This is a genomic window from Oscillatoria salina IIICB1 (assembly GCF_020144665.1).
GTDB lineage: Bacteria > Cyanobacteriota > Cyanobacteriia > Cyanobacteriales > SIO1D9 > IIICB1.
Genome location: NZ_JAAHBQ010000052.1, coordinates 1 through 20,463, shown reverse-complemented (window position 1 = coordinate 20,463; position 20,463 = coordinate 1). Strand labels below are relative to the sequence as shown.

General features: G+C 41.3%; 28 protein-coding genes. 17 read left to right on the top strand and 11 right to left on the bottom strand.

Features of this window, described 5'->3' with window-relative positions; translation table 11 throughout:
• Positions 1 to 44: 44 nt before the first annotated feature.
• The gene (locus tag G3T18_RS16125) at positions 45 to 917 is read right to left on the bottom strand and encodes an S-methyl-5'-thioadenosine phosphorylase (RefSeq protein WP_224411635.1); all 873 of its coding nucleotides are present in this window, start codon (positions 915 to 917) and stop codon (positions 45 to 47) included.
• Positions 918 to 1,105: 188 nt separating this feature from the next.
• On the opposite strand from G3T18_RS16125, the gene G3T18_RS16120 reads away from it, so the two are divergent.
• Entirely contained in the window at positions 1,106 to 1,342 is a 237-nt protein-coding gene (locus tag G3T18_RS16120) for a hypothetical protein (protein ID WP_224411597.1), read from the top strand.
• 212 nt (positions 1,343 to 1,554) lie between these two features.
• Here G3T18_RS16120 and G3T18_RS16115 read toward each other — a convergent pair whose 3' ends face one another.
• Together G3T18_RS16115 and G3T18_RS16110 are read right to left on the bottom strand one after the other, a co-directional pair.
• Positions 1,555 to 1,818 carry a hypothetical protein gene (locus G3T18_RS16115; RefSeq protein ID WP_318013988.1) on the bottom strand — a complete coding sequence of 88 codons (264 nt, stop codon included), beginning with the start codon at positions 1,816 to 1,818 and terminating at the stop codon, positions 1,555 to 1,557.
• Positions 1,819 to 1,998: 180 nt separating this feature from the next.
• On the bottom strand, positions 1,999 to 2,841 hold the full coding sequence (locus tag G3T18_RS16110) for a Tab2/Atab2 family RNA-binding protein (protein WP_224411596.1): 843 nt from the start codon (positions 2,839 to 2,841) through the stop codon (positions 1,999 to 2,001).
• A 148-nt stretch (positions 2,842 to 2,989) separates the two neighbouring features.
• Between G3T18_RS16110 and G3T18_RS16105 the strand changes: the two genes are divergently transcribed.
• The 4 genes from G3T18_RS16105 to G3T18_RS16090 all read left to right on the top strand — a co-directional run bounded on the left by G3T18_RS16105 (position 2,990) and on the right by G3T18_RS16090 (position 5,586).
• On the top strand, positions 2,990 to 4,273 hold the full coding sequence (locus G3T18_RS16105) for a valine--pyruvate transaminase (protein WP_224411634.1): 1,284 nt from the start codon (positions 2,990 to 2,992) through the stop codon (positions 4,271 to 4,273).
• A 44-nt stretch (positions 4,274 to 4,317) separates the two neighbouring features.
• Complete coding sequence (gene rimM, locus G3T18_RS16100) at positions 4,318 to 4,962, top strand: ribosome maturation factor RimM (RefSeq protein ID WP_224411595.1); 645 nt, start codon at positions 4,318 to 4,320, stop codon at positions 4,960 to 4,962.
• A gap of 98 nt (positions 4,963 to 5,060) precedes the next feature.
• Entirely contained in the window at positions 5,061 to 5,243 is a 183-nt protein-coding gene (locus G3T18_RS16095; RefSeq protein WP_224411594.1) for a hypothetical protein, read from the top strand.
• 121 nt (positions 5,244 to 5,364) lie between these two features.
• On the top strand, positions 5,365 to 5,586 hold the full coding sequence (locus G3T18_RS16090) for a ferredoxin-thioredoxin reductase variable chain (protein WP_224411593.1): 222 nt from the start codon (positions 5,365 to 5,367) through the stop codon (positions 5,584 to 5,586).
• Between the two features lie 53 nt (positions 5,587 to 5,639).
• Here G3T18_RS16090 and G3T18_RS16085 read toward each other — a convergent pair whose 3' ends face one another.
• From G3T18_RS16085 to G3T18_RS16075, 3 genes are all read right to left on the bottom strand, one after another.
• Positions 5,640 to 5,870, bottom strand: a complete 231-nt coding sequence (locus G3T18_RS16085; RefSeq protein ID WP_224411592.1) for a hypothetical protein — start codon at positions 5,868 to 5,870, stop codon at positions 5,640 to 5,642.
• Between the two features lie 146 nt (positions 5,871 to 6,016).
• Positions 6,017 to 6,787, bottom strand: coding sequence for a YdcF family protein (locus G3T18_RS16080; RefSeq protein ID WP_318013987.1), 771 nt, complete (start codon positions 6,785 to 6,787; stop codon positions 6,017 to 6,019).
• Positions 6,788 to 6,866: 79 nt separating this feature from the next.
• Complete coding sequence (locus G3T18_RS16075) at positions 6,867 to 8,381, bottom strand: SagB/ThcOx family dehydrogenase (protein WP_224411590.1); 1,515 nt, start codon at positions 8,379 to 8,381, stop codon at positions 6,867 to 6,869.
• Positions 8,382 to 8,665: 284 nt separating this feature from the next.
• On the opposite strand from G3T18_RS16075, the gene G3T18_RS16070 reads away from it, so the two are divergent.
• The gene (locus G3T18_RS16070) at positions 8,666 to 9,202 is read left to right on the top strand and encodes a pentapeptide repeat-containing protein (protein WP_224411589.1); all 537 of its coding nucleotides are present in this window, start codon (positions 8,666 to 8,668) and stop codon (positions 9,200 to 9,202) included.
• A gap of 27 nt (positions 9,203 to 9,229) precedes the next feature.
• Here G3T18_RS16070 and G3T18_RS16065 read toward each other — a convergent pair whose 3' ends face one another.
• The 4 genes from G3T18_RS16065 to psbO form a co-directional block, all read right to left on the bottom strand.
• Complete coding sequence (locus tag G3T18_RS16065) at positions 9,230 to 9,523, bottom strand: hypothetical protein (protein WP_224411588.1); 294 nt, start codon at positions 9,521 to 9,523, stop codon at positions 9,230 to 9,232.
• A gap of 109 nt (positions 9,524 to 9,632) precedes the next feature.
• A complete protein-coding gene (locus tag G3T18_RS16060; protein WP_224411587.1) occupies positions 9,633 to 10,691 on the bottom strand; it encodes a hypothetical protein in 1,059 nt (352 codons plus the stop codon).
• Between the two features lie 363 nt (positions 10,692 to 11,054).
• A complete protein-coding gene (locus G3T18_RS16055; protein ID WP_224411586.1) occupies positions 11,055 to 11,837 on the bottom strand; it encodes an RNA polymerase sigma factor SigF in 783 nt (260 codons plus the stop codon).
• 372 nt (positions 11,838 to 12,209) lie between these two features.
• Positions 12,210 to 13,049: a photosystem II manganese-stabilizing polypeptide gene (gene psbO, locus G3T18_RS16050; RefSeq protein WP_224411585.1), complete on the bottom strand. Its 840-nt coding sequence runs from the start codon at positions 13,047 to 13,049 to the stop codon at positions 12,210 to 12,212.
• Between the two features lie 357 nt (positions 13,050 to 13,406).
• On the opposite strand from psbO, the gene G3T18_RS16045 reads away from it, so the two are divergent.
• From G3T18_RS16045 to rdgB, 3 genes are all read left to right on the top strand, one after another.
• Positions 13,407 to 13,775, top strand: coding sequence for a hypothetical protein (locus G3T18_RS16045; protein WP_224411584.1), 369 nt, complete (start codon positions 13,407 to 13,409; stop codon positions 13,773 to 13,775).
• A gap of 70 nt (positions 13,776 to 13,845) precedes the next feature.
• Positions 13,846 to 15,285, top strand: a complete 1,440-nt coding sequence (locus G3T18_RS16040; RefSeq protein ID WP_224411583.1) for a phosphoglucomutase/phosphomannomutase family protein — start codon at positions 13,846 to 13,848, stop codon at positions 15,283 to 15,285.
• 253 nt (positions 15,286 to 15,538) lie between these two features.
• Positions 15,539 to 16,129, top strand: coding sequence for an RdgB/HAM1 family non-canonical purine NTP pyrophosphatase (gene rdgB / locus G3T18_RS16035; protein ID WP_224411582.1), 591 nt, complete (start codon positions 15,539 to 15,541; stop codon positions 16,127 to 16,129).
• Positions 16,130 to 16,186: 57 nt separating this feature from the next.
• Here the strand turns inward: rdgB and G3T18_RS16030 are convergent, their stop codons facing one another.
• On the bottom strand, positions 16,187 to 16,525 hold the full coding sequence (locus G3T18_RS16030) for a P-II family nitrogen regulator (RefSeq protein WP_224411581.1): 339 nt from the start codon (positions 16,523 to 16,525) through the stop codon (positions 16,187 to 16,189).
• Between the two features lie 138 nt (positions 16,526 to 16,663).
• Here G3T18_RS16030 and G3T18_RS16025 point away from each other — a divergent pair, with 138 nt between their 5' ends.
• The 8 genes from G3T18_RS16025 to G3T18_RS15990 all read left to right on the top strand — a co-directional run bounded on the left by G3T18_RS16025 (position 16,664) and on the right by G3T18_RS15990 (position 20,371).
• Positions 16,664 to 16,810, top strand: coding sequence for a hypothetical protein (locus tag G3T18_RS16025; protein ID WP_224411580.1), 147 nt, complete (start codon positions 16,664 to 16,666; stop codon positions 16,808 to 16,810).
• A 51-nt stretch (positions 16,811 to 16,861) separates the two neighbouring features.
• A complete protein-coding gene (locus G3T18_RS16020) occupies positions 16,862 to 17,356 on the top strand; it encodes a nuclear transport factor 2 family protein (RefSeq protein ID WP_224411579.1) in 495 nt (164 codons plus the stop codon).
• 274 nt (positions 17,357 to 17,630) lie between these two features.
• Positions 17,631 to 17,819, top strand: a complete 189-nt coding sequence (locus G3T18_RS16015; protein WP_224411578.1) for a hypothetical protein — start codon at positions 17,631 to 17,633, stop codon at positions 17,817 to 17,819.
• Positions 17,812 to 18,288, top strand: a complete 477-nt coding sequence (locus tag G3T18_RS16010; protein WP_224411577.1) for a GNAT family N-acetyltransferase — start codon at positions 17,812 to 17,814, stop codon at positions 18,286 to 18,288. Before G3T18_RS16015 ends, G3T18_RS16010 begins: the two co-directional genes overlap by 8 nt.
• Positions 18,289 to 18,407: 119 nt before the next feature.
• A complete protein-coding gene (locus G3T18_RS16005) occupies positions 18,408 to 19,163 on the top strand; it encodes a HEAT repeat domain-containing protein (protein WP_224411576.1) in 756 nt (251 codons plus the stop codon).
• Between the two features lie 228 nt (positions 19,164 to 19,391).
• Complete coding sequence (locus G3T18_RS16000; RefSeq protein ID WP_224411575.1) at positions 19,392 to 19,571, top strand: hypothetical protein; 180 nt, start codon at positions 19,392 to 19,394, stop codon at positions 19,569 to 19,571.
• A 157-nt stretch (positions 19,572 to 19,728) separates the two neighbouring features.
• Positions 19,729 to 19,977: an AbrB/MazE/SpoVT family DNA-binding domain-containing protein gene (locus G3T18_RS15995; protein WP_224411574.1), complete on the top strand. Its 249-nt coding sequence runs from the start codon at positions 19,729 to 19,731 to the stop codon at positions 19,975 to 19,977.
• On the top strand, positions 19,970 to 20,371 hold the full coding sequence (locus G3T18_RS15990) for a PIN domain-containing protein (protein WP_224411573.1): 402 nt from the start codon (positions 19,970 to 19,972) through the stop codon (positions 20,369 to 20,371). The genes G3T18_RS15995 and G3T18_RS15990 overlap by 8 nt, the downstream gene beginning before the upstream one ends.
• Positions 20,372 to 20,463 lie beyond the last annotated feature (92 nt).

Here is a 20,463-nt window from a genome sequence, read left to right as displayed (position 1 = left end):
GTATCAAATCAGCACTTTTTCTCGCTAAAGAAGAAAAACACGGCTTACAAATACTTCTTCAACAATAGCGCTAATTTTTCCTTAGTTGCCGCCGGAGCTTTTTCCAGAGGAGTCAAAATCGCATACTTCAAGGCTGAATGTGCGTCGGATGATGGGGGATTTTCACTCAAACGCTTCACTGTTTCCAGAATTACTTTTTGAGCATTACTTGCATTGCGTTGGAGATTAGCAATCACCATCTCCACTGTAACGCTATCGTGGTCGGGATGCCAGCAATCGTAATCTGTCACCAAAGCTAATGTCGCATAAGCAATTTCTGCTTCTCTAGCTAACTTCGCTTCCGGTAAATTAGTCATACCAATAATTGTCGCACCCCAGCTACGATAAAGATGAGACTCAGCTTTAGTGGAGAAAGCTGGACCTTCCATACACACATAAGTACCGCCACGATGTAAAGTAACGTCAGGTAAATTTAAACTAGCCACAGCCTCAGCAACTACTTGAGCTAAATTGTTGCAAACTGGGTCAGCAAAAGCAATATGAGCGACTATTCCTTCAGCAAAAAAACTGGAGACGCGATTTTTTGTCCGATCGATAAACTGATTTGGTACTACCATATCAAGAGGTTTTACCTCTTCTTTGAGGGAACCTACCGCCGAAGCAGAAATCAAGTATTCTACACCTAACTGCTTCATGGCGTGAATATTAGCACGAAAAGGCAATTCTGAAGGGGAAAGATGATGATTGCGTCCGTGACGAGCGAGGAATGCTACTCTAGTTTCTGCTAATGTTCCCAAAATTAAGGCGTCGGATGGCGAACCAAAAGGTGTATCGATAGTTATTTCTTCTACATCCTTGAGCGCATCCATTTTGTACAGACCGCTACCGCCAATTATACCAATTTTTGCTTGTGTCACGATCGCTACTTTCTCCCTTATTTTCACCGAATGCCTAGATATTTTAGCATCGTTTACGGCTACGTTTGAGCTTTGTGGATATAAAAGATTTAAGTAACGATCCCTTTTTCTTAGGTTCTGAACATTAAATAATACCAGAAAAACTAAACAAACTAGGAGAATGGGAGTTTAGAAAATATTACTTCAAGATGCCTAATTTACAAGGAGCATCTGAACAAGGAAGACTGATATACTTAGTCAATCAAAATGAAAGAATGATTGTGTTAGTGTGGATTTATACCCACGAAGAATTTGCTAAACGCCCACCTGATAAAACTTTAAAACAAATACTTCAAGAAATTTTAGATTCAAATGAAACACAAGAAAATTTTATTATTTCAGATGAGACTGAATCTAATCAAGAAGAAAGTAATTCAAATTCATAATCACTCTACTCTGCTAAAATAAACAAGGAAAAAGCTTTCGATTTTAGACTAACCAAGCCAGTTAATCTAAAATCGAAATTGGAGCGAGTAAATTAGCTAATTATCAACTTTTACTTCTCCCTTACTGGGACGATCTTCTGTCATCGTCAACTTACCTTCTTCATCCTCATTGATATTTGAAAATCTGCTACTCTTGCAGCTTTTTTTCTTTCTTATTGTTCGCGCATATCTCCTGGTTTATTGACATACATTTCTGGTTCAATCGGATAATTATTAGTTAAACCTTCTTTGTCTGTCGTATAACCTTCTGTTGTTTCTACACCAGCTTCGTCTTCAGCTTTTTTGTGTTCCGGTGGATGCTTGAAATTTTCTTTTTCCCGTTCTTTTCGCGCTGCTGTTTCGGCTGGAACTATATTTCTGTCGTAAGTGTCTACATCAGCCCCTACTTGTTTTGTGGGTTTGGTTTTGTTATCCATTTTTGTTTCCTCAAACAATTTATTTATTATGACTAAAATAATAGTATTTCTGATTAGGTATATGTATCTATCTAGGGAATTAAATAATTACCAATAGTTCCTCTTCCCTAAGAAAAATAATTTTTATGACAAACACCAAAAAATAGTCTCGAAATATGATATGGGCAGAAATAGATTTCTTTATTCGTTTTGTAGCAGCCAAAAAGCGGTATAAGTCATACCAGAGTCATCAGGTTGAACGAGTAAAAAATGTAATCCTTGGCTAGCTTGCTGACGTTGTTGATAAAATGGAGCAGCCTTAGCTACATCTGTATCTTCAAAAGTAGCAACAATCCAGCGATCGCACAATCCCGTCTCTAAGACTAAACCTCCTGACTCTCCCACCACCGTCGGAATGTAATTCAACGCGAAAGGTTTTGCTTCCGCTAACCAACAAGCTAACTGCATCGATTTTCTGCCACCATAAATAATCACACCCGGAATTTTCACCGTGGAAGCAATACCGAGATTGAGCGGCAAAAGAGCATCAGGTAAATCTACAATAGGTATGGGGTAAGATTTAAACTTAGCTTCAATTTCCCCAGCCGGAATTGCTGCAAAACGCCATTCATCACCCCAGAGGTTTTCTGGTAAAGCTTGCGGGGGCGGTTGTTCAATTTTGATCGGTTGGTAAACTTCGCCTGTAGAATTATCTAAGTTGGCATATTCTGAAGCGCGTTTGCTTAATTGAGTTTTCAAAGCAGCAACTCGTCTGGTAGCTTCTACTTCAATAGCTAATTTTTCTCCCGCAGCCTTAAGTAAACTTAAGCTTTGGGGACGAAATACTTGGATAAGATTGGGTAAATTTCCTTTTGCTGCTGTTTGTAGTTGTTCTACTAGCCAGTCTGAGTTAGCTTGAGATTGGCTACATTGAGCGTCGTAGATGAAGTTACCATCTGGGCTACAAATTAGCAATTCCCAGATGGGTTTTCCTGCTTCATTTTTGAGGGGACGACGATAAAAGTCTATTTGCCAGGTTATCATGATTTTTTGATCGCGCAAAGGCGCAAAGACGCAAAGGAGAGGAAGACCAAGTTTGGCTTAGTCTGAATGGTCGGTGATTTTGGGGCTACATTGGTAAGGTGGCTGAAAATATTCAGAAGCCGAAGTTAAGGATTTTATGGGAATGCTTATGGAACCTGCTTTATCTCAAATTGGTGTCCAGATGTCCAGTTTAACTGGAGTCCGGGCGATTATGAAAGATATTATCGAAACTTTACGGGCTGGTAAAGGACGAGAATTTATTAATTTGAGTGCTGGTAATCCGGTTATTTTACCAGAGGTTGAGCAATTGTGGCGCGATTGTACGGCTGAGTTACTTGCTTCCCCCGAATATGGTGAGGTGGTGTGTCGTTATGGTACTTCTCAAGGATATGAACCTTTAATTGCCGCAATTGTTGCTGATTTTAATCGTCGTTATGGGTTAGAGTTGAGCGATCGCCATGTTCTCATTACTCCTGGGTCGCAGTCAATCTATTTTTATGCGGCTAATGCTTTTGGTGGTAAAACTATTGATGGTGAGTTGAAGCAGGTTGTTTTACCTCTGAGTCCTGATTATACTGGTTATGGTGGGGTGAGTTTAACTCCGGATGCGGTAATAGCTTATCAACCTACTCTCGATCTTGATGAGGAAGCCCATCGTTTTAAGTATCGCCCAGATTTTAGCCAATTGGAAATTACTCAGAAGACGGGTTGTGTAATTTTTTCTCGTCCCTGTAATCCTACAGGTAATGTACTTTCTGATGCGGAAGTACGCAAAATTGCTAGTTTGGCTGCACCTTATAATGTACCAGTTTTGGTGGATTCTGCTTATGCGCCGCCTTTTCCTGCACTGAATTTCAGGTCAATGACACCGATTTTTGGTGGTAATATCGTCCATTGTCTGAGTTTATCAAAAGCTGGCTTGCCTGGGGAACGAATTGGGGTGGCAATTGGGGAACCGGAAATACTCAAGGTGTTAGAATCTTTTCAGACTAATGCTTGTATTCATTCACCAAGATATGGACAAGCGATCGCGGCAAGAGCGATCGCCTCTGGTAAACTAGCTGATATTTCGATTAATATTATTCGTCCTTATTACCAGCAAAAGTTCGCGGTTTTAGAAGCTACGCTGTCAGAAACTATGTCCCAAGATATACCTTGGTTTTTACATCTAGGTGAAGGGGCGATTTTTGCTTGGTTATGGTTTCAAGATTTACCGATAACTGACTGGGAATTTTATCAGCAGCTAAAAGAGTTTGAAGTGATTGCGGTTCCCGGTAGTTCTTTCTTCCCTGGTTTGCGAGAAAATTGGCAACATAAACATCAATGTCTCCGTATTAGTCTGACTGCTAGTAATGAAGAAATTGTTACAGGAATGCAGCGTTTAGCGGAATTGACAAATCACGTTTATCAAAGTTCGATGATTAAGGCTTAAATGACCTCAATAAATTAATTGGACATAAAAGTAATAAATTAGCAATGAATAACGAACAATTAGCCGATGAATTAATTGAAATTGGCACAATTGTAGCTCCTCAAGGAATTAAAGGAGAAGTGCGAGTGCTGGTCAATTCTGATTTTCCCGAACGTTTTGAACAACCGGGAATGCGCTGGCTGCAACGTCCAGACAGTAGCGTACCCCAATTAATTGAATTACTACAAGGACGAGAAATACCGGGAAAAAATGTTTATGTGGTGCAACTGGCTGGGGTGGAAGATAGAAATACAGCCGAAGATTTAAGAGGTTGTAAATTATTAGTGAATAAACGCGATCGCCCTCAACTCGCTCAGGATGAATATCACGTTTCAGATCTAATTAATCTCGAAGTTTACAATCAGTTAGATGGAAAAAATATTGGTTTTGTTATTGATGTTTTTACGGCAGGAAATGATTTATTAGAAGTACAATTACACGAGCAATGGCCACAAAAATATCCCCCAAAACAAACTGATTTGGCTAATATTTCTCGTCGAAGTAAACGTCGTAAATTTCGTTTCAAAAAGACTAAACCAGCAACTATTTTAATCCCTTTTGTTAAAGATATTGTGACAATGGTGGATCTTGAAAAAGGGCGTTTGGAAATTTTGCCGCCACCAGGATTATTAGAAATAAATAATTCCTAGTTCCTAGTCAGCTCTACTGGGCGAGAAGCTGCGCGCTACGCTTCTGTAGCGCTCCGATCGGAGATTTTTGGAAATTTTAGGTTATTAAAAAAAGGTTGGTGAAATCGCTTATATTCACTAGAAGAACTCACGATTTAAGAGGCTATGTAGAGATCGTAGCAGCGATCGTCATTCCTCTGGGTAAGCCAACTGCCGAAACAACTTTATTATCTCTTGCCAGCGCGAACCAAGCCGCAAAACCTTGGTTCGATTGGCAGCCTAAGTTAGTTGTTGACACCTAAAACTGAACTATCGAAACTGCCCAGTTCAGACTAAGGACGATTTTATGCAAGAATAATTTAATTGCTAAAAAACGCTTAATCAGCGATTTTGCAGCACAGTAGGAGATAGAAAACAAGCTATATGAAAGTTGGCGATCGCGTCCGTGTCATTGACTCTGTTATCGTTTACCACCATCCTGAACACAGAAAAGAACCCTTCGATATCAAAGGTATGGAAGGAGAAGTAACTGCAATTATTCTCGAATGGCAAGGAAGACCAGTTAGCGCCAATCTTCCCATTCAAGTCCAGTTCACAAAAAAATTCAAAGCTCATTTACGACAAAATGAACTGGAGGTCATTTAACCATGTAGAGACGTTGCGTGCAACGTCTCTATCTTTATCTTCAAGCTTACACTTCATAATCGCTGGCACATCTCTATTAACGCCAGATCGCTAACCGTGGCATCTAAATATCTCGTATCCGGATTATGTCCTTGTCTCGCACGGTATATACGTCTAATCTCGTTAGCATTTCCTCTTCGAGCATTCCCTCGTAAAGGATTAAGTAGTCCTTCGTGGTAAGCTACCCATCTGAGATTGCCTTCAAAGTTTCTCTCTAACGCCAGATTCCGAGATGCTCGTTCCATAAATGCTTGTATATATTTGTAATAAATAACTTAGGTGTTATGTGTTGCTTTTTGCTTTTATTCTTCTGAGATTATCTAAAGAACTTATTAGTAGATCGGGTTTATTGAATTTATCGAGTAGCTAGTTGAGCTACTCGCGATTTCACCTACAGCCAACCCCGGAGACGATAAATTACCATTCCAATGTATTCTTTCATTGCTCTAGTACTATTAACAAGCCTCTCGCTATCAGGAATTAAATTGAGAATTGTTCCTTCAGTAGTTCTTTGTCCACTTGGTTTAGCGATGAGAAAGTCACAAGGTGCGGGAATAACTTCAAAATTTTGACGTTGAAAAATTAACACACTTCGAGGCATATGAATAGCAGAGGTTACTAACAATACTCGTTTAATGCCTCGATCTTCAAGAATTTTCCGCACGTTAACCGCATTTTCATAAGTATTCAATGAATCTGGTTCTAGGATAATAGCTCGACTGGGAACCCCCATCATTTTGAGCAATTCTGCCATATCTTCTGCTTCTGATTGTCCGCCATCACGCCAATCAATACGACCTCCAGCCGCAACAATTATCGGTGCTTTTTGCTCTTGGTATAGTTTAGCCGCATAAAGTACGCGATCGCCTTCATCTTTTACATCTACCATTGGTCGTGGTGGAGTCGGCGGTTTCGTCGCACCTCCTAATAAAACGATCGCTTCTGCTGTGGGTAACTCACCTCTAGGAATATTTTGCCATTCCAGCGATCGCACTAATGCAGCACTCATCCAACCGCTACTAGCTACCCAGAGAATTAACAATGCTAATGATATAGGTATCGGTGTCCAACGCGATCTTCGCCACCACATCACTAAAGCCATAATTAGCAACAAACAAGCTAATCCTAAAGGATAAATAAATAACGGTAGTAGCTTTGACAAAAACAAAAACATATTGGGGATTGGAAGAGGGGGGAGATAAACTGATAAATGCGGCTACGTGCTAACTGTTCACTGATGACTATCTGCGTCGTGGACGACCCAAGGTAGTAATATAAATAACAGCTTCGTCAGCCGGAATGCCCAAAACTTCATTCACTTGGTCATCAAAAAAGCCACCAATACCGCTAACTCCTAAATCGAGATAAATAGCAGCAAGATTCAAACGCTGTCCTAAATGTCCCGCATCCAGATGTAAATAACGGTAGACGCGATCGCCATATTTAGATATAGCTAATTTTAAATCGGCTGTATGAAAAATTACTGCCCCTGCATCTCTACCTAAATCTTGTCCCAAACACAAATAATGCAACTCCCGCCGAAAATTCTTAAAGCGAATTTGGCGTAATTCTTGTGCTTTCGGTGCGTAATAATAACAGCCTTCTTCTAAACCATCTACTCCCGAAACAGCTACGAAGGTTTCCAATAAGGACAGATCGAAATAATCTGGCGAACCATCTAAACCTTGTCTGGCATAATCTTGAGGCTGATAAGTAAAATTCAACAAAGCATTTAACTCTAATAAAGTTAAGTTAGCACCCGTGTAAGCACGAGTCGAACGTCGCTTGAGAATGGTATTTTCTATTCCCGATAAATTTTCTTGCCAATCAATGGGAGTAATTTTAGTAGAAATTTTCGTACAGAAGGGAAAATTATATTTATCTTCTAAAAATAATTCTCCTTTCTCTTCTTTATTAAGTGGCTCTAAAACCCGATCGATCTGTGTTTTTTGGTGAAAATAACCTAACAACTCTCCATCAGGAACAACTTGATAATCTGTTGTGACTTCAGAGGGTAAAGCTGTCGTTGCGGAAAATACTTTTTGGGTGTCATTTTGTAAATCTAGTAAAGGAATGACTGTCATTACTCCTTCTTCATTAGAGTTGAGATAAAGCAACTTATCGATTGCTTCATCATTAAAACCACCGATCGGGTAGGGGCGATAACTATTAATTGCACAAGCTAACTCAATATTGCCCAAGATATGTCCTGTATCCAGGAAAATCCGTCGATAAGCTCGATCTTCATAACGCCAAGCCGAACGATAAAAAATAGCACTTGTGGCGATCGCTAATTTAGTCTTTTCTAATGCTGGATGTTGAAAACAAGCTGCTTGTAAATCAGCCCAAATCTCGCTTTCCCAAAAATGAACTAAGGTATGAGTTTGCGGTTGATAGTTGTACAATCCCGGCGGTAATAAATCTGTTCCGCGAGAAAGCAGATAAACCTCTACCGGATACAAACCTCCCGCCGAAGGTGCAGCCCGCAGATATAATGGCGATCCGAACATCGTCGCCATTTTTGCTGTCAACCCGTAGCTGCAAAAGAGCAACTTCGATAACCGTCGCCACTGTGAATCTAATTCCTCGTCCGTTAAATAAGGCTTTAGGTCGAAGGTTTGACCAATTTTGTATTCCTTAAATGGTACTGGCTGCTTTTCCCAGTCGAGAGTTTTGTTTTTTTGGGCGATCGTTTCGGGGTCGTATTTGGTTCGCTCGTGGTAATGCTTTGCAATCGATCCTGAAAATTCTGCCATAGCTGTTTTTGTTACTGACCCTTTGTTTTCATCTTGACATTCATTGGCGCTATTTGGCAGAGGTTGAGCAAACTTTGCTTTGGCTATCCCTCCTGAGTAAGATGCTAATTATATCAACAGTCAGTTTTTATTTGAAAATCCTGTTACAAATATTAAGAAAATCTTGAGAAGAAATTTGTCTGCTTACTTAGTCCCTTAACTTAGAGATAACTAAGCATAAATACTCATAACTGTTTCAGAAAAAGCCTGAAAGTTGAGGAGGAAAACTAATTAAGTAAACAAAGATGCGAGAGCTAAATGTAAAAGATTTACTGGAACAATATGCCAGAGGACAACGAAATTTCAGTCAAGTCAATCTCAGCAACGCTGACCTTTTTGAAGCTAAACTCCCAGAAATAAATCTAGCGGGTAGCGATTTAACACAAGCTTATTTACCCTATGCTAACTTGAAAAACGCTACTTTAGAACGCTCGCAACTTCAGGCTTGCGAGTTAAGCGATGCTCAACTTTACCAAAGTAACTTATCAGATGCTAACTTGAGTGGAGCAAACTTGTCTAGAGCAAATCTCCGCTACGCTAACTTACAAGGAGCTAACCTGAAAGGTGCTAATTTACAAAGATGTGATTTATTTGGAGCCGACCTCAGTAATGCTGACTTGACTGAAGCAAATTTAACTAGAGCCAACTTAGCTCGGGCAAATCTAAGTTGCTCTCGATTAGTCGGTGCTAACTTATTCCGCGCTCGCAATGTTGACTTATCCGAGGCGCAAATAGACTCAAGCACAATTAATCCCGATGGTTATCCGACCAATCAAACTTAAGAATTTCCTCATTTTATGTCTTCTAATCTAGCTTGACTCATCAACTGGCTGGCGTTGCCATGTACCATGCTGTTGAGCGTAATAAGCCAAAATTGCTTCTAGATTACCTTGGCAAGTAGCATCAAATGGGATGGGATATTGAATCAAAATACCATCAACTTGACTTTGGTAGTAATCAAAGTGTTGAGATTGCTGAGTAATCAATTTTGTTTCGACACCCTCAACCTGTCGTAAATGAGCAGCAATTTCTCGATACACTGCCAAGGGCAACCCCGAACAACGCAGAAGTTCTCGTTTTTGTTCTGTAATTTGGTTCGTCATCTTCTTGCTTATCTGTCATCGCGTAGACTTTAGTTCTACTCGAAGAACGACTATTGTACTAATTTTCTAGTTTCTTCTCAATCAAAGTCGCCGTAGAACGGCGAGGCTTTCAACCCAATTTTTTGGTAAATCTTTCAAAAGAGCGATTTTCTCTCTCAGATAAGCTACCAACAATAGAAGCTTTCGAGGCACTAGGTGATGTATCTGAAGGTAAATCTCCTGTGGCAGGCGCTCCCACAGTCTTGGCTACTTCGATGCCCTTTTCTTCAAGAATTACCACAGGTTCAGGACCATCATTCATATCAATACGCTTGACTAACACCTGTCCGTTAGACAAATACTGTCCTGCGCGGACATAGCGACTGAATTTTTCGTTGGGAGCTTTGACAATAGCTTGCGGTACGCCTCCCACTTGAACCACTCCCGTAACAGCGACTGCTTCTGCTAAATCTGGCTGCGGCGGTGGCGGCAATTCAGGAATAAAACTAGGTTCGCTAGGAGGAGCAACCGCTACTGGAGTATCTCCGTTGTCACCTCCATTGGAGGGAGTTTTTGGAGTTGTGCTGCCTCCATTGGAAGGAGTTTTTGGAGTTGTGCTGCTTCCATTGGAGGGAGTTCTGGGAGTTGTGCTGCTTCCATTGGAGGGAGTTTGTGGAGCTTGAGTAGTAGTAGGTGGAGGTGTCGTCAGTGGTGAGGGAACTCGTGTACTGCGTGAAACTGTATCTCGTGCGCGATCGATTCTATCGGCTGCTCCTGCACCCCTATTATTACCAGCAGATTGAGTGTTACCGGGAGCAGGTGCTACTGGGGAAACTGGTTGATTATTCGTTTCAGGTTCACCTGGCTCAACTTCTATAATTGGTTGTACCGGAATCGAGGCGAAAGGATCTTCTCGACCTTGAGTAATTTCACCTATCCGTTGTTGAGGATTAGTTGATTGGATTAATCCTCCTGGTGTAACTACTGTGGGTGGAGGAGGGACAGTTTCCTCCGATTCAGCGATTTCAGGATTCTCTGTACCACCGGGAGTATTATTGGGAACTTCTGCTGTCGGTGATTCCCCCACTGGTTCTACCACCTCTGGTTGTTGGTCGTCGCCACCTGGTAAAAACGACTGCAAAGCTTCACAGCCACCGACAAAAAGAGCGATCGCTGCCAAGAATGCCATTAATGAAAATTTCCCCATGACTATTATCCCCCCAAGCTAAAATTTTACATACAACAGAAAATACTTATAATCAAATACTAGCTTTTTTTTTCAACCAGTATTCTCAACAATATTTAACATTTGGCAAGAACTAAGAAATAGTCGGGTAAAATGCTTATTTTGGCGAAAATATTGACAATTTTTAGCTGATTGATTCCCTGTGGCTGAATTAGATCTCAAAGATTGACAAATGCTGAAGAATCAGTAATGGCAATAATTTAGAGTGCGAGGAGATCCGTTTTTGAGAACGATAATGCGATCGCGTTTAACTTTGACGAGCGAGCAACTACGGAACCACTCCCACACAAGTATCGTAAACTTCATTCAAAAAACTTCTGTTTGCATCAGCTTTTTCAATGAACTCAACCCTTTTTTCACTCGACGGGACACTGTTACCACACTAATATCCAAAATTTCGGCTGCTTCTTTGTGAGTTAGATCGTGTAAAAACACAAATTCGAGAACTTCGCGAGTACGGTTTTCCAGTTGTACCAAAGCTTGTTCGAGTCGAATTTGGTCTTCTTGTGCTAACTGAAAACTACGATAGTGCGTATCGGGAACCAGTTCACCTAAGCTAGCACTACCCTCTTCTTCATCACCGACAGTAACATCTAAGCTAAGAGGTTCGCGATTTTGATAAGCTAGCTTAATTTCTTGCCACTCTTTCAAGGAAATTTCTAAAGCTTGAGCAACTTCTACATCTGTAGGTTGGCGATTTAACTTTTCTCGCAAATCTCGCGTTACCGCCGCCGCCGAGTGACGAATTTCCAACCAACGTCGAGGAATCCTCAGAGAGCTACTTTTATCGCGCAAATAGTGTTGAATCTCACCTCGGACATAGGGAATAGCAAAAGAACTAAAAGCATTTCCCTTACTCAGATCGAAGCGTTCGATTGCCCGTAGTAAACCAATACTACCAACTTGTACTAAGTCTTCGTAACTTTCATTACATTGATTAACCCAGTGGTGAGCTTCCTTCCTCACCAAGCCAAAATTAAGTTTCAAAATTTGGTTGCGAAGGCGAGGATCTCCAGACTTTTGATAGTCTTGCAAAAGTTCCATGCTTTTGCGCTTTAGTTCTTCTTGTTGGGCAGTTTGAGTCAACATATCCTAATTATTTGGTAGATCGACTGGTCAAAGGCAATTTTTTTATTTTTAACCTGCTTTTCTCAATGATGCTGTGATTTGTAACAGATGTTTTTCCCTTTCAAATCAATTAAGTGTAAGCTTTTTGTCGGTTTGACGACAACAGCATTTTTACCCGTATTGACTGAGTGAGAGTTTATTTACTTAATTGATAGTACCTAATTTCATTGAGATGAATCAAAATAATTCCGAAGTTGTCGGCAAAAAATCGAGAAATATTGAGAAATGAAGAGAAAACTGCTAGTCAACAAGGAAAATCATCTCAGTTCAGTCATAAAAAAAAGCCCCAGGAAGGGGCTTAGTGATTATTTATGCTGGCTAAGAGCAAGAAATTTATGAAAAATCAGGTTCAACGCGAGCATAGAAAATGCCACGAACTTTTACTTGTTCGGGTTCGTCAGCACCTAAATCTGTGTCCGAAGGTTGCTCGCTTTCAAATGTTCCGGCAATTTCGCCAGTTACGCGATCGACTTTTGCCACTTGCAGGGAGATTTGCCCTTGACCACCTTGTAGCCGTTTCACGTTAGCACGAGCTAATTCTTCTGCATCTGCTTGAGATGGTAAAGCAACTGCGTTGTCATAGCCACTGGCGACACCACGACCTTTGGGGTCGAGGAAAACGTTACCTCGATAAGAAGGAACGTAAAACTCACCTTTAAAGTCAGTTGCAGTACTGACTGCTGACAAACCGGGCTGAGATTTGGCAACTAATCTTTTAATCGTAAACATGAAAGGTATTTGTTCGCCGCCAGGAAGTTGAACTGTCACTGGCTGGAAGTCAATACCACCTTTTTCGATAAAAACTAAGCTGCCGTCTTCTTCTAATTTCAGTTGTCCACTGATTTGCTCAAGGCTAGTGGTATACCTGGTTAATAATTTTCCAGGCACGAATTCAGCTTCTCTACGTTTATTAGTAGGTTCTTCCTCGACAAAAAATTCTTTCGGTTCCAAACACAAATCTACTAAACGGTAAGATTTATCGGGTTCAATGGCGATCGAACCACGACTAGTTTCTGTAAGTTGCGGACAGGTATTTGCCAGTCCAGTATTAAGAATCTGATCGTAGGTTAGTTGCTCTCTGCTGGTGGCTGTTGCTGGTCCTTCGCTACAAGCTGTGAGTACACTCAGGCATACAGCTAGGAAGGCAACAATGAGTACGCGATACCTTCTCATGGTCAACCTCGTTTCGTCAATCTCGAAAAAAACAAAATTTTTCTGTGGAAATTCGCTAACTGTGGACAAAGTGTAACTAGGATGAAAATAATCATTATTCTCGATTGGGAGTTTTCCAGATCGAGAGCTTTCCTAGTGTTAAGAACAGCTTTGTCTTTAGCTCGCGCTAGCCTAACTACAGCGTGCGGTTTTGCTGAAACTGCTGCTGTGTTAAGCAAAAATATTATCAGGATAGAGTTGAAAGGCTTATGTTAAGCTCTCATAAAGATTGTACACGGGTGTGGCTCTTTTCCACCGATACTAGCCACGTTTTCAGTGCAAGAGGTGCATCAAGTTTTGTCAATCCCGAATTTTAAAATGAATTCTTGGAAGGTGATGAACTCGGATCGAGCTTGGGACTCAAAAGAGCTGACAATTGAACTGCAAGAGGTTTTCTCTTTTGTATTACAGATGGCAAAGCAGTGTCGCGGTGATAGTCGGGCTTTGCTGTTGGTGCTGCGAACTTTGGAGGATTTACATCGAGGTATTAGAGAGGAACTTTTTCTGGAATCTCTTCCTGATAATCGACAGGAATTATACAATTTGCTGAAAGATATTGAGGAAAATGGCGGTTGGCCCTATATTGAGCGGATGAAACTGCGGGCTTTTCTAAATCAGGAGCTATTTGTTTCGACTGATGGAGATTTGGTTGCTGAGGTTTCGGAAACTTCAGAACCGGAAAGTTAATTTGTTTGAGGTTAGCCGATCGCTACTGATTGTGTTAGAATCTCGCTGACCAAGCTATCATTCCTGTCTCATGCCAGTCACTGTAAACCCGATTAAATTTGGCACTGATGGCTGGCGAGGTTTAATCGCCGCCGATTTCACTTTTGAGCGTGTGACGATGCTCGCTCCCCTAGCAGCAAAGGTTTTGGCAGATAATTATGGCGATGCTGCTGGCAATAATAAGATTATTGTTGGCTACGATCGCCGCTTTCTGGCTGAAGAGTTTGCTCTGGCAACCGCAGAAGCTACTCAGGCTGCTGGTTTTGATGTGCTTTTGTCCCAAAGTTATGCTCCGACTCCGGCTTTTAGTTGGGCGGCTATGGCTGAACGGGCTTTGGGGGCTTTGGTGATTACGGCTAGTCATAATCCTCCTGGTTATTTGGGGTTGAAGGTTAAAGGTGCTTTCGGTGGTTCGGTTTCTCCGGAAGTTACGAAGCAAATTGAGGCGCTTTTGTCAAGACCTCAACCGTCAAGAAAATATTCTGGTAGTTTGCAGAAGTTTGAACCTTGGTCGAGTTATTGTGAGGGTTTGCGTAAGAAGGTGAAAATTGAGGCGATTCAAGAGGCGATCGCCTATGGAAAGTTACAGATATTTGCTGATGTGATGCACGGTGCAGCCGCAACAGGGTTAAATCGTTTGTTGGGAATGGAGATTGAGGAGATCAACGGCGATCGCGATCCTTTGTTTGGTGGTGGCGCGCCGGAACCTTTACCTCGTCATCTATCGGCTTTATTTCGGAAAATTCGCAGTGCAGCCCGCAATGAGGCAGATGGTTTGCGAGTAGGATTTGTCTTTGATGGGGATAGCGATCGCATTGCGGCTGTGGATGGACAAGGTAATTTTCTCAGTTCCCAAGTTTTAATCCCGATTTTGATCGCTCACTTGGCAAAACGCCGCAAAATGACGGGAGAAGTGGTTAAAACGGTGAGTGGTTCGGATATAATTCCTCGTCTGGCTGAGTTATATGGCTTGCCTCTACATCAAACACCAATTGGTTATAAATATATTGCCGATCGAATGCAAACGACTCAAGTGTTAGTAGGTGGCGAAGAGTCGGGTGGTATAGGTTATGGAAATCATATTCCCGAACGAGACGCTTTGATGTCAGCACTTTATTTATTAGAAGCGATCGTTGAATCTGGGAAAGATTTAGGCGCACTTTACGCACAGTTACAGGAAAAAACTAACTTTAATTTTGCTTACGATCGCCTTGACTTACCTTTAGCGAGTATGGATGTACGCGGGAAGTTACTCGCACGGTTACAAAACGAACCCATGAAAACTGTAGCAGGTAAGCAAGTAATTGACTGTCTCGACATCGATGGCTATAAGTTTCGTTTAGCGGATAATAGTTGGTTATTGATTCGCTTTAGCGGTACTGAACCAGTTTTACGCTTGTATTGTGAAGCACCAAATTTAACTGAAGTCCGGAAAACTTTAACTTGGGCAAAAAATTGGGCAAACTCTTGAGCAGTTAACAGTTATCAGTTATCAGTTAACAGTTATCAGTTAACAGTTAGCAGTTATCAGTTATCAGTTAACAGTTAGCAGTTAGCAGTTTATCCTCTTGTTTCCCAATCCCCAATCCCTAATCCCCAATCCCCAATCCCCAATCCCTAATCCCCAATCCCCAATCCCTAATCCCCAGTCCCCAATCCCCAATCCCCAGTCCCCAATCCCCAATCCCCAATCCCCAATCCCCAGTCCCCAATCCCCAATAATCATGAAAAAACTAATCGTAGCAACGGGAAATCCAGGTAAAGTGCGGGAAATGCAGGAATACTTAACAGATTTACCCATTAAGTTGCAACTGAAGCCAGATGAGCTAGATATTGCCGAAACAGGCGAGACTTTTTTAGCGAATGCTCGTTTGAAAGCTTCCCAGATTGCCAAAGCAACGGGAGAATGGGCGATCGCCGATGACTCAGGCTTAGAGGTAGAGGCTCTAAATGGCGCTCCAGGCATTTATTCGGCTCGTTATGGTAAAACAGACCAAGATCGGATCGAACGGCTGTTAAATGAGCTAGGAGAGGCAAATAATCGCCAAGCCCAGTTTGTTTGCGCGATCGCTGTTGCTCGTCGGGATGGCGAAGTTGTCTTAGAAACTGAAGGTATCTGTCGAGGCGAAATTCTCCAAACTCCTCAAGGTAAAGGTGGCTTTGGCTACGACCCCATTTTTTATGTTCCAGAACACCAAATGACTTTTGCACAAATGTCACCAGAAGTCAAGAACAAAATTAGTCATCGAGGTAAAGCCTTCGAGGCATTATTACCGAAATTAGCCACCATGATTTTGAAGAGCGACCACACATAAAGGCAAAATCTAGGGGCAATCCCCCTATGGTTGCCCCTAGTTATGCGATCGCTTTTTTTACACAGCCTCCAAATTTTTTTCTCCAGTACGAATGCGGATAATTTGATCCACAGGAGTAATAAAGATTTTACCGTCGCCAATTTCTCCAGTGCGAGCGGCGGCGATAACTTTATCAACTACCATATCGACTTGATCGTCTTCAACGACAATCTCGATTTTGAGCTTTTGGAGAAACTCGACGGTATACTCAGAACCACGATAGCGTTCTGTTTGACCCTTTTGTCGTCCGAAACCCCGGACTTCCGAGACAGTCATTCCGACGATACCAGCATTGACGAGTGCGATTTTGACTTCGTCTAGTTTAAAGGGACGGATAATAGCTTCGACTTTTTTCAACTGTTCAACTCCTCAATAATTCTTCGACTCGTATTTATTTATAAGCCGAGTCTGTCACTTTCTATCACCGCAGATAATCAAATTATTGTAACAGCAGGTACATTTTGCCAAGAGAGATTATATATCCTTGCGTCATAGATGGTGATGTTTGGGGGAGCGGCGATCGCTCACGGCGGGCTATACACCTACGCAGTTTGTCTGAGTTTCTTTGACAAGTTCCGCGATCGCCGCCAAGTGTGGGAGAGTTTCGCAGTGGCGATGTTACCACTACAGTTTGAGAAATAAATTCAGTTTTCTGAAAGAAAAGCTTATAGTTAATATTTAAGCAGAAAAATAATGATTAATGATTACAAATATCTAAATTTTTTCGGCAAATTGATAAGAGTTACTTTAGTTACTCTCGTCATTTATGGTTTAATCTTGCCCACAAGCATAGTTTGTGCTAAAAATTTAGCAACTTTGCCGTTTCTAGAACTAAACATTCACTACTTGATTGCAAGGCAAGTAAATGGTTGGGAAACTGCCAATGCTGACCAAATTATTGCTGATTTTGCAGAAAATGGTCTTTTTATCGTTCCTGGTTCTACATCTCAAGGAAAGCAAGCAATTAAACAAGCAGTAGAAAATTATTTTGCTAACTACACCGATACTAAAATAACAGTAAAAAGAATTGTTTTCAATGGTAAGGATGGTGCTGTGGAGTGGGATTGGCAGCAAAAGAAGAAAGAAACCGGAGAAATTTCTCTAGCTGAAGATGCCATTATTTTCGAGCTTGAAAATGGCAAAATTCAATATTGGCGAGAATACATTGATACTAAATCTTCTGGTTAGTTTCAATCTATAAGCCAGTTTCTTGATTTACTTCCGAGAAAATATCTCAGATCTTGATTAAGTAGGCGATGAAAGCTGCTTTGGTATTTTAGGAAAAAAAATATATTTAACTTTTGGGGATTAATTGGTCAATTAAAGCAGTGAAAGAGTAAACTGAGTGCGATCGCTGCGCTGACTTGGCACGACGCTGCTAATCCTGGAACAGAAAAATCGCTACACTAGAAACGATAAGCTTAATAAATCTTTTTTTCATCAAGTTACAACCGAGATAACAATGGCAATTTTGCGCGAATTCGTTTTTCCTTTACTGATCGTGTTTGTCTTTCTGGTGGCGCTAGTGGCAGTTAGTGCGAGAATCTTTTTACCAAACGATATGGCAGCGCCCGCACCCATTGAAGATGTAAACTCAGTACCACAGCCATCGGCTGATATGTCTTTGTTAAAGGGAAATTTCGGTGTCTGAAGAGTTATTACCAGGTTATCGGTTGCGAGTCGGACTTGGATGCGATCGCGCTTTACTGGTCAAGTTTATGCAAGTAACTTACCAGGAAATTTTTCCCGCAGTTAACGATTTTGCTCATTTGGCGGACACGGTAAGGCGTTATTTTTCTCCGGAAACACCTTTATGGTTTGTGGAACCAAATATAGATACAGAACAACGGCTGACTCCCATCGGTTGTCTGTGGATGGGAAACGGGATCGATCAGATCGTCGGCTCTCGCTATACTCATATTTTCCTGCTTTATGTCGCTCCCGAACATCGACGTAAAGGTATTGGTTCGGCTTTAATGAATCAAGCGCAAATATGGGCAAAAAAAAGAGGCGATCGCCAAATTGGGCTTCATGTTTTCCAGGAAAACCAACCAGCCGTCAACCTCTATCGCAGTCTCGGCTACCAAACTCAGTCGCTATTGATGGTTAAACCTCTTTAGTCAGTTATCAGTGAACAGTGAGCAGTTATCAGTTAACAGTTACCAATTCCCAGTCCCCAATTCCCAATTCCCCTAAAAAGGTACTGGTGAAATTACCTCGGTAATGCTAACTTACAAGTATGTATGATGATGATGACGATCTACTTATACTCGATGTTGATGCAGAGCTAGAAAGCCCTCTGGATCGCATGGAGCCTGTAGAGGAACAGACTCCGCCGCCGAACCCAGAGGTGATGTTAGCGCTGCTATCTTCCCCGGAAACGCCACAACGAATGTTGGCGGCTAGGGCTTTTTGCGAAATTGAGGACGAACGGGCTATTCCCCATTTGATCCGCTTGCTGACAGATGTTTGTCCTTTGGTGCGGGTGAGTGCGGCTTATGCTTTGGGACGTAACCCTAGTCCGGATGCGGTGGAACCGTTGATTACTCAACTGGAAAATGATTGGAATGGTTATGTCCGTAAAGGTGTAGTTTGGGCTTTGGGTAATTGCCGATCGCGTCGTTCTTTATCGCCCTTGACAAATGCGTTAAAAAGTGATATTGCAGCAGTACGTCTTTGGGCGGCAAGCAGTTTAGCGCAAATAGCCAAACTCGAATACGAAGATATGATCTCGGCTCTACCGCCGTTAATTGAGGCTTTAAGGCGCGATTCAGTAGCCGCAGTGCGAAGTAATTGTGCTTGGTCAATCGGGCAGTTATGCCGAGAATTACCCTCAAATGTAGTTTATGCTACAGCAATTGATGCTTTGATTGAAGCCCTAGTCGAAGACGAAGATTTAGGTGTGAAAGAAGATGCAAGAGCATCATTGTTAAAAGTAGGCGACCCAGGTGGGCTTCAGATGATTGAAGAATTAGAACTTGAAGGAATTGTGTGAACCAGTTACGCGATCGCCCACTGATGAGAAGATGAAAACAGACAGCGATCGTGCTATTTTTTTGACTGCAAATTATTTCACCATCAGATTTTGACTATCTTACTCTAGGAATGGCGAGTTAATCACAATTTCGCTATCTGCGTAGTTATTTCCCGATACTGACACAATAACTTTACAGAAACTTCATCAAAATCACTAACTTAAAAGCATCGAGTTCAACTCACAACGATGCTTTATCCAGAATATCTACCAAACCAAAATCAACACGAACCTCTTCCAGTAATTTACTTAGCCGACGAAGAAGAAACGCAACAAACAAACAAGCAAACCAAAGCCAACGATCGACAAGAAAAAGAAATAATTACACCTCTCATCACCGACTTAGAACTCTTAATGAGACCTGCATAAATAGGTAAAAAAAAGCATTAAGTTAACTTCTTCCTCCACAATACACCACAATTAACCTAATTGACACGGCAAATTACAATTATGTTTAAACCCAAGCATAATTAAAAATACCGTGTCTTTACTTGGGCTATAATTTTAATAAAGATTGGCAAAAACAATGACTAACTATACCTTAAAAATAGAAAACGAGGGACAGCTAAAATTACCTCAAGAAGTGCAACAACAGCTAAACCTAAAACCTGGCGATCGCTTAATTCTTACTGTTGATGAAAACGGAACTTTACACCTAAAAAGTATTCGCCCTCAAATTAGTAAGTTAAGGGGTATTTTAAAAGATAAAGCTCCCGAACGTAATCTCGTGAATGAATTAATTTACGAACGTCATCAGGAGGCAATGAATGAGTAATTGTGTTTTAAATGCTTCTGCATTATTAGCTTACCTCCGCGACGAACCTGGAGCAACAACTGTCGAAAATGTTTTATTTGACGGTGCTTATATGAGTATTATTAATTGGGCAGAAGTCTTAACTAAAGTTGCCGATATTGGAGAAGATCCTCAAAGATTTGTTCAACAACTAGAAGACGAAGGATTATTAAACAATAGCCTAGAAATTTTACCTTTTACAGAAGAAGATGCCTTGACAGTTGCTCGACTGCGACCTTTAACTAAAAGTATCGGTCTTTCTTTAGGAGATAGAGCTTGTTTAGCTTTGGGTAAAAGATTAAAACTTCCAGTTTTTACCAGCGATCGTACCTGGATTAGTTTAACATTTGATGTTACTGTGAATTTGATTCGTTAACCAGTCGTTTACAATGAAACCACAACACTTCTAACAGTTGTTACTGTTCACTTTGATAGAAGTATGAAAAACAAGTTATGAGTATAGAAATA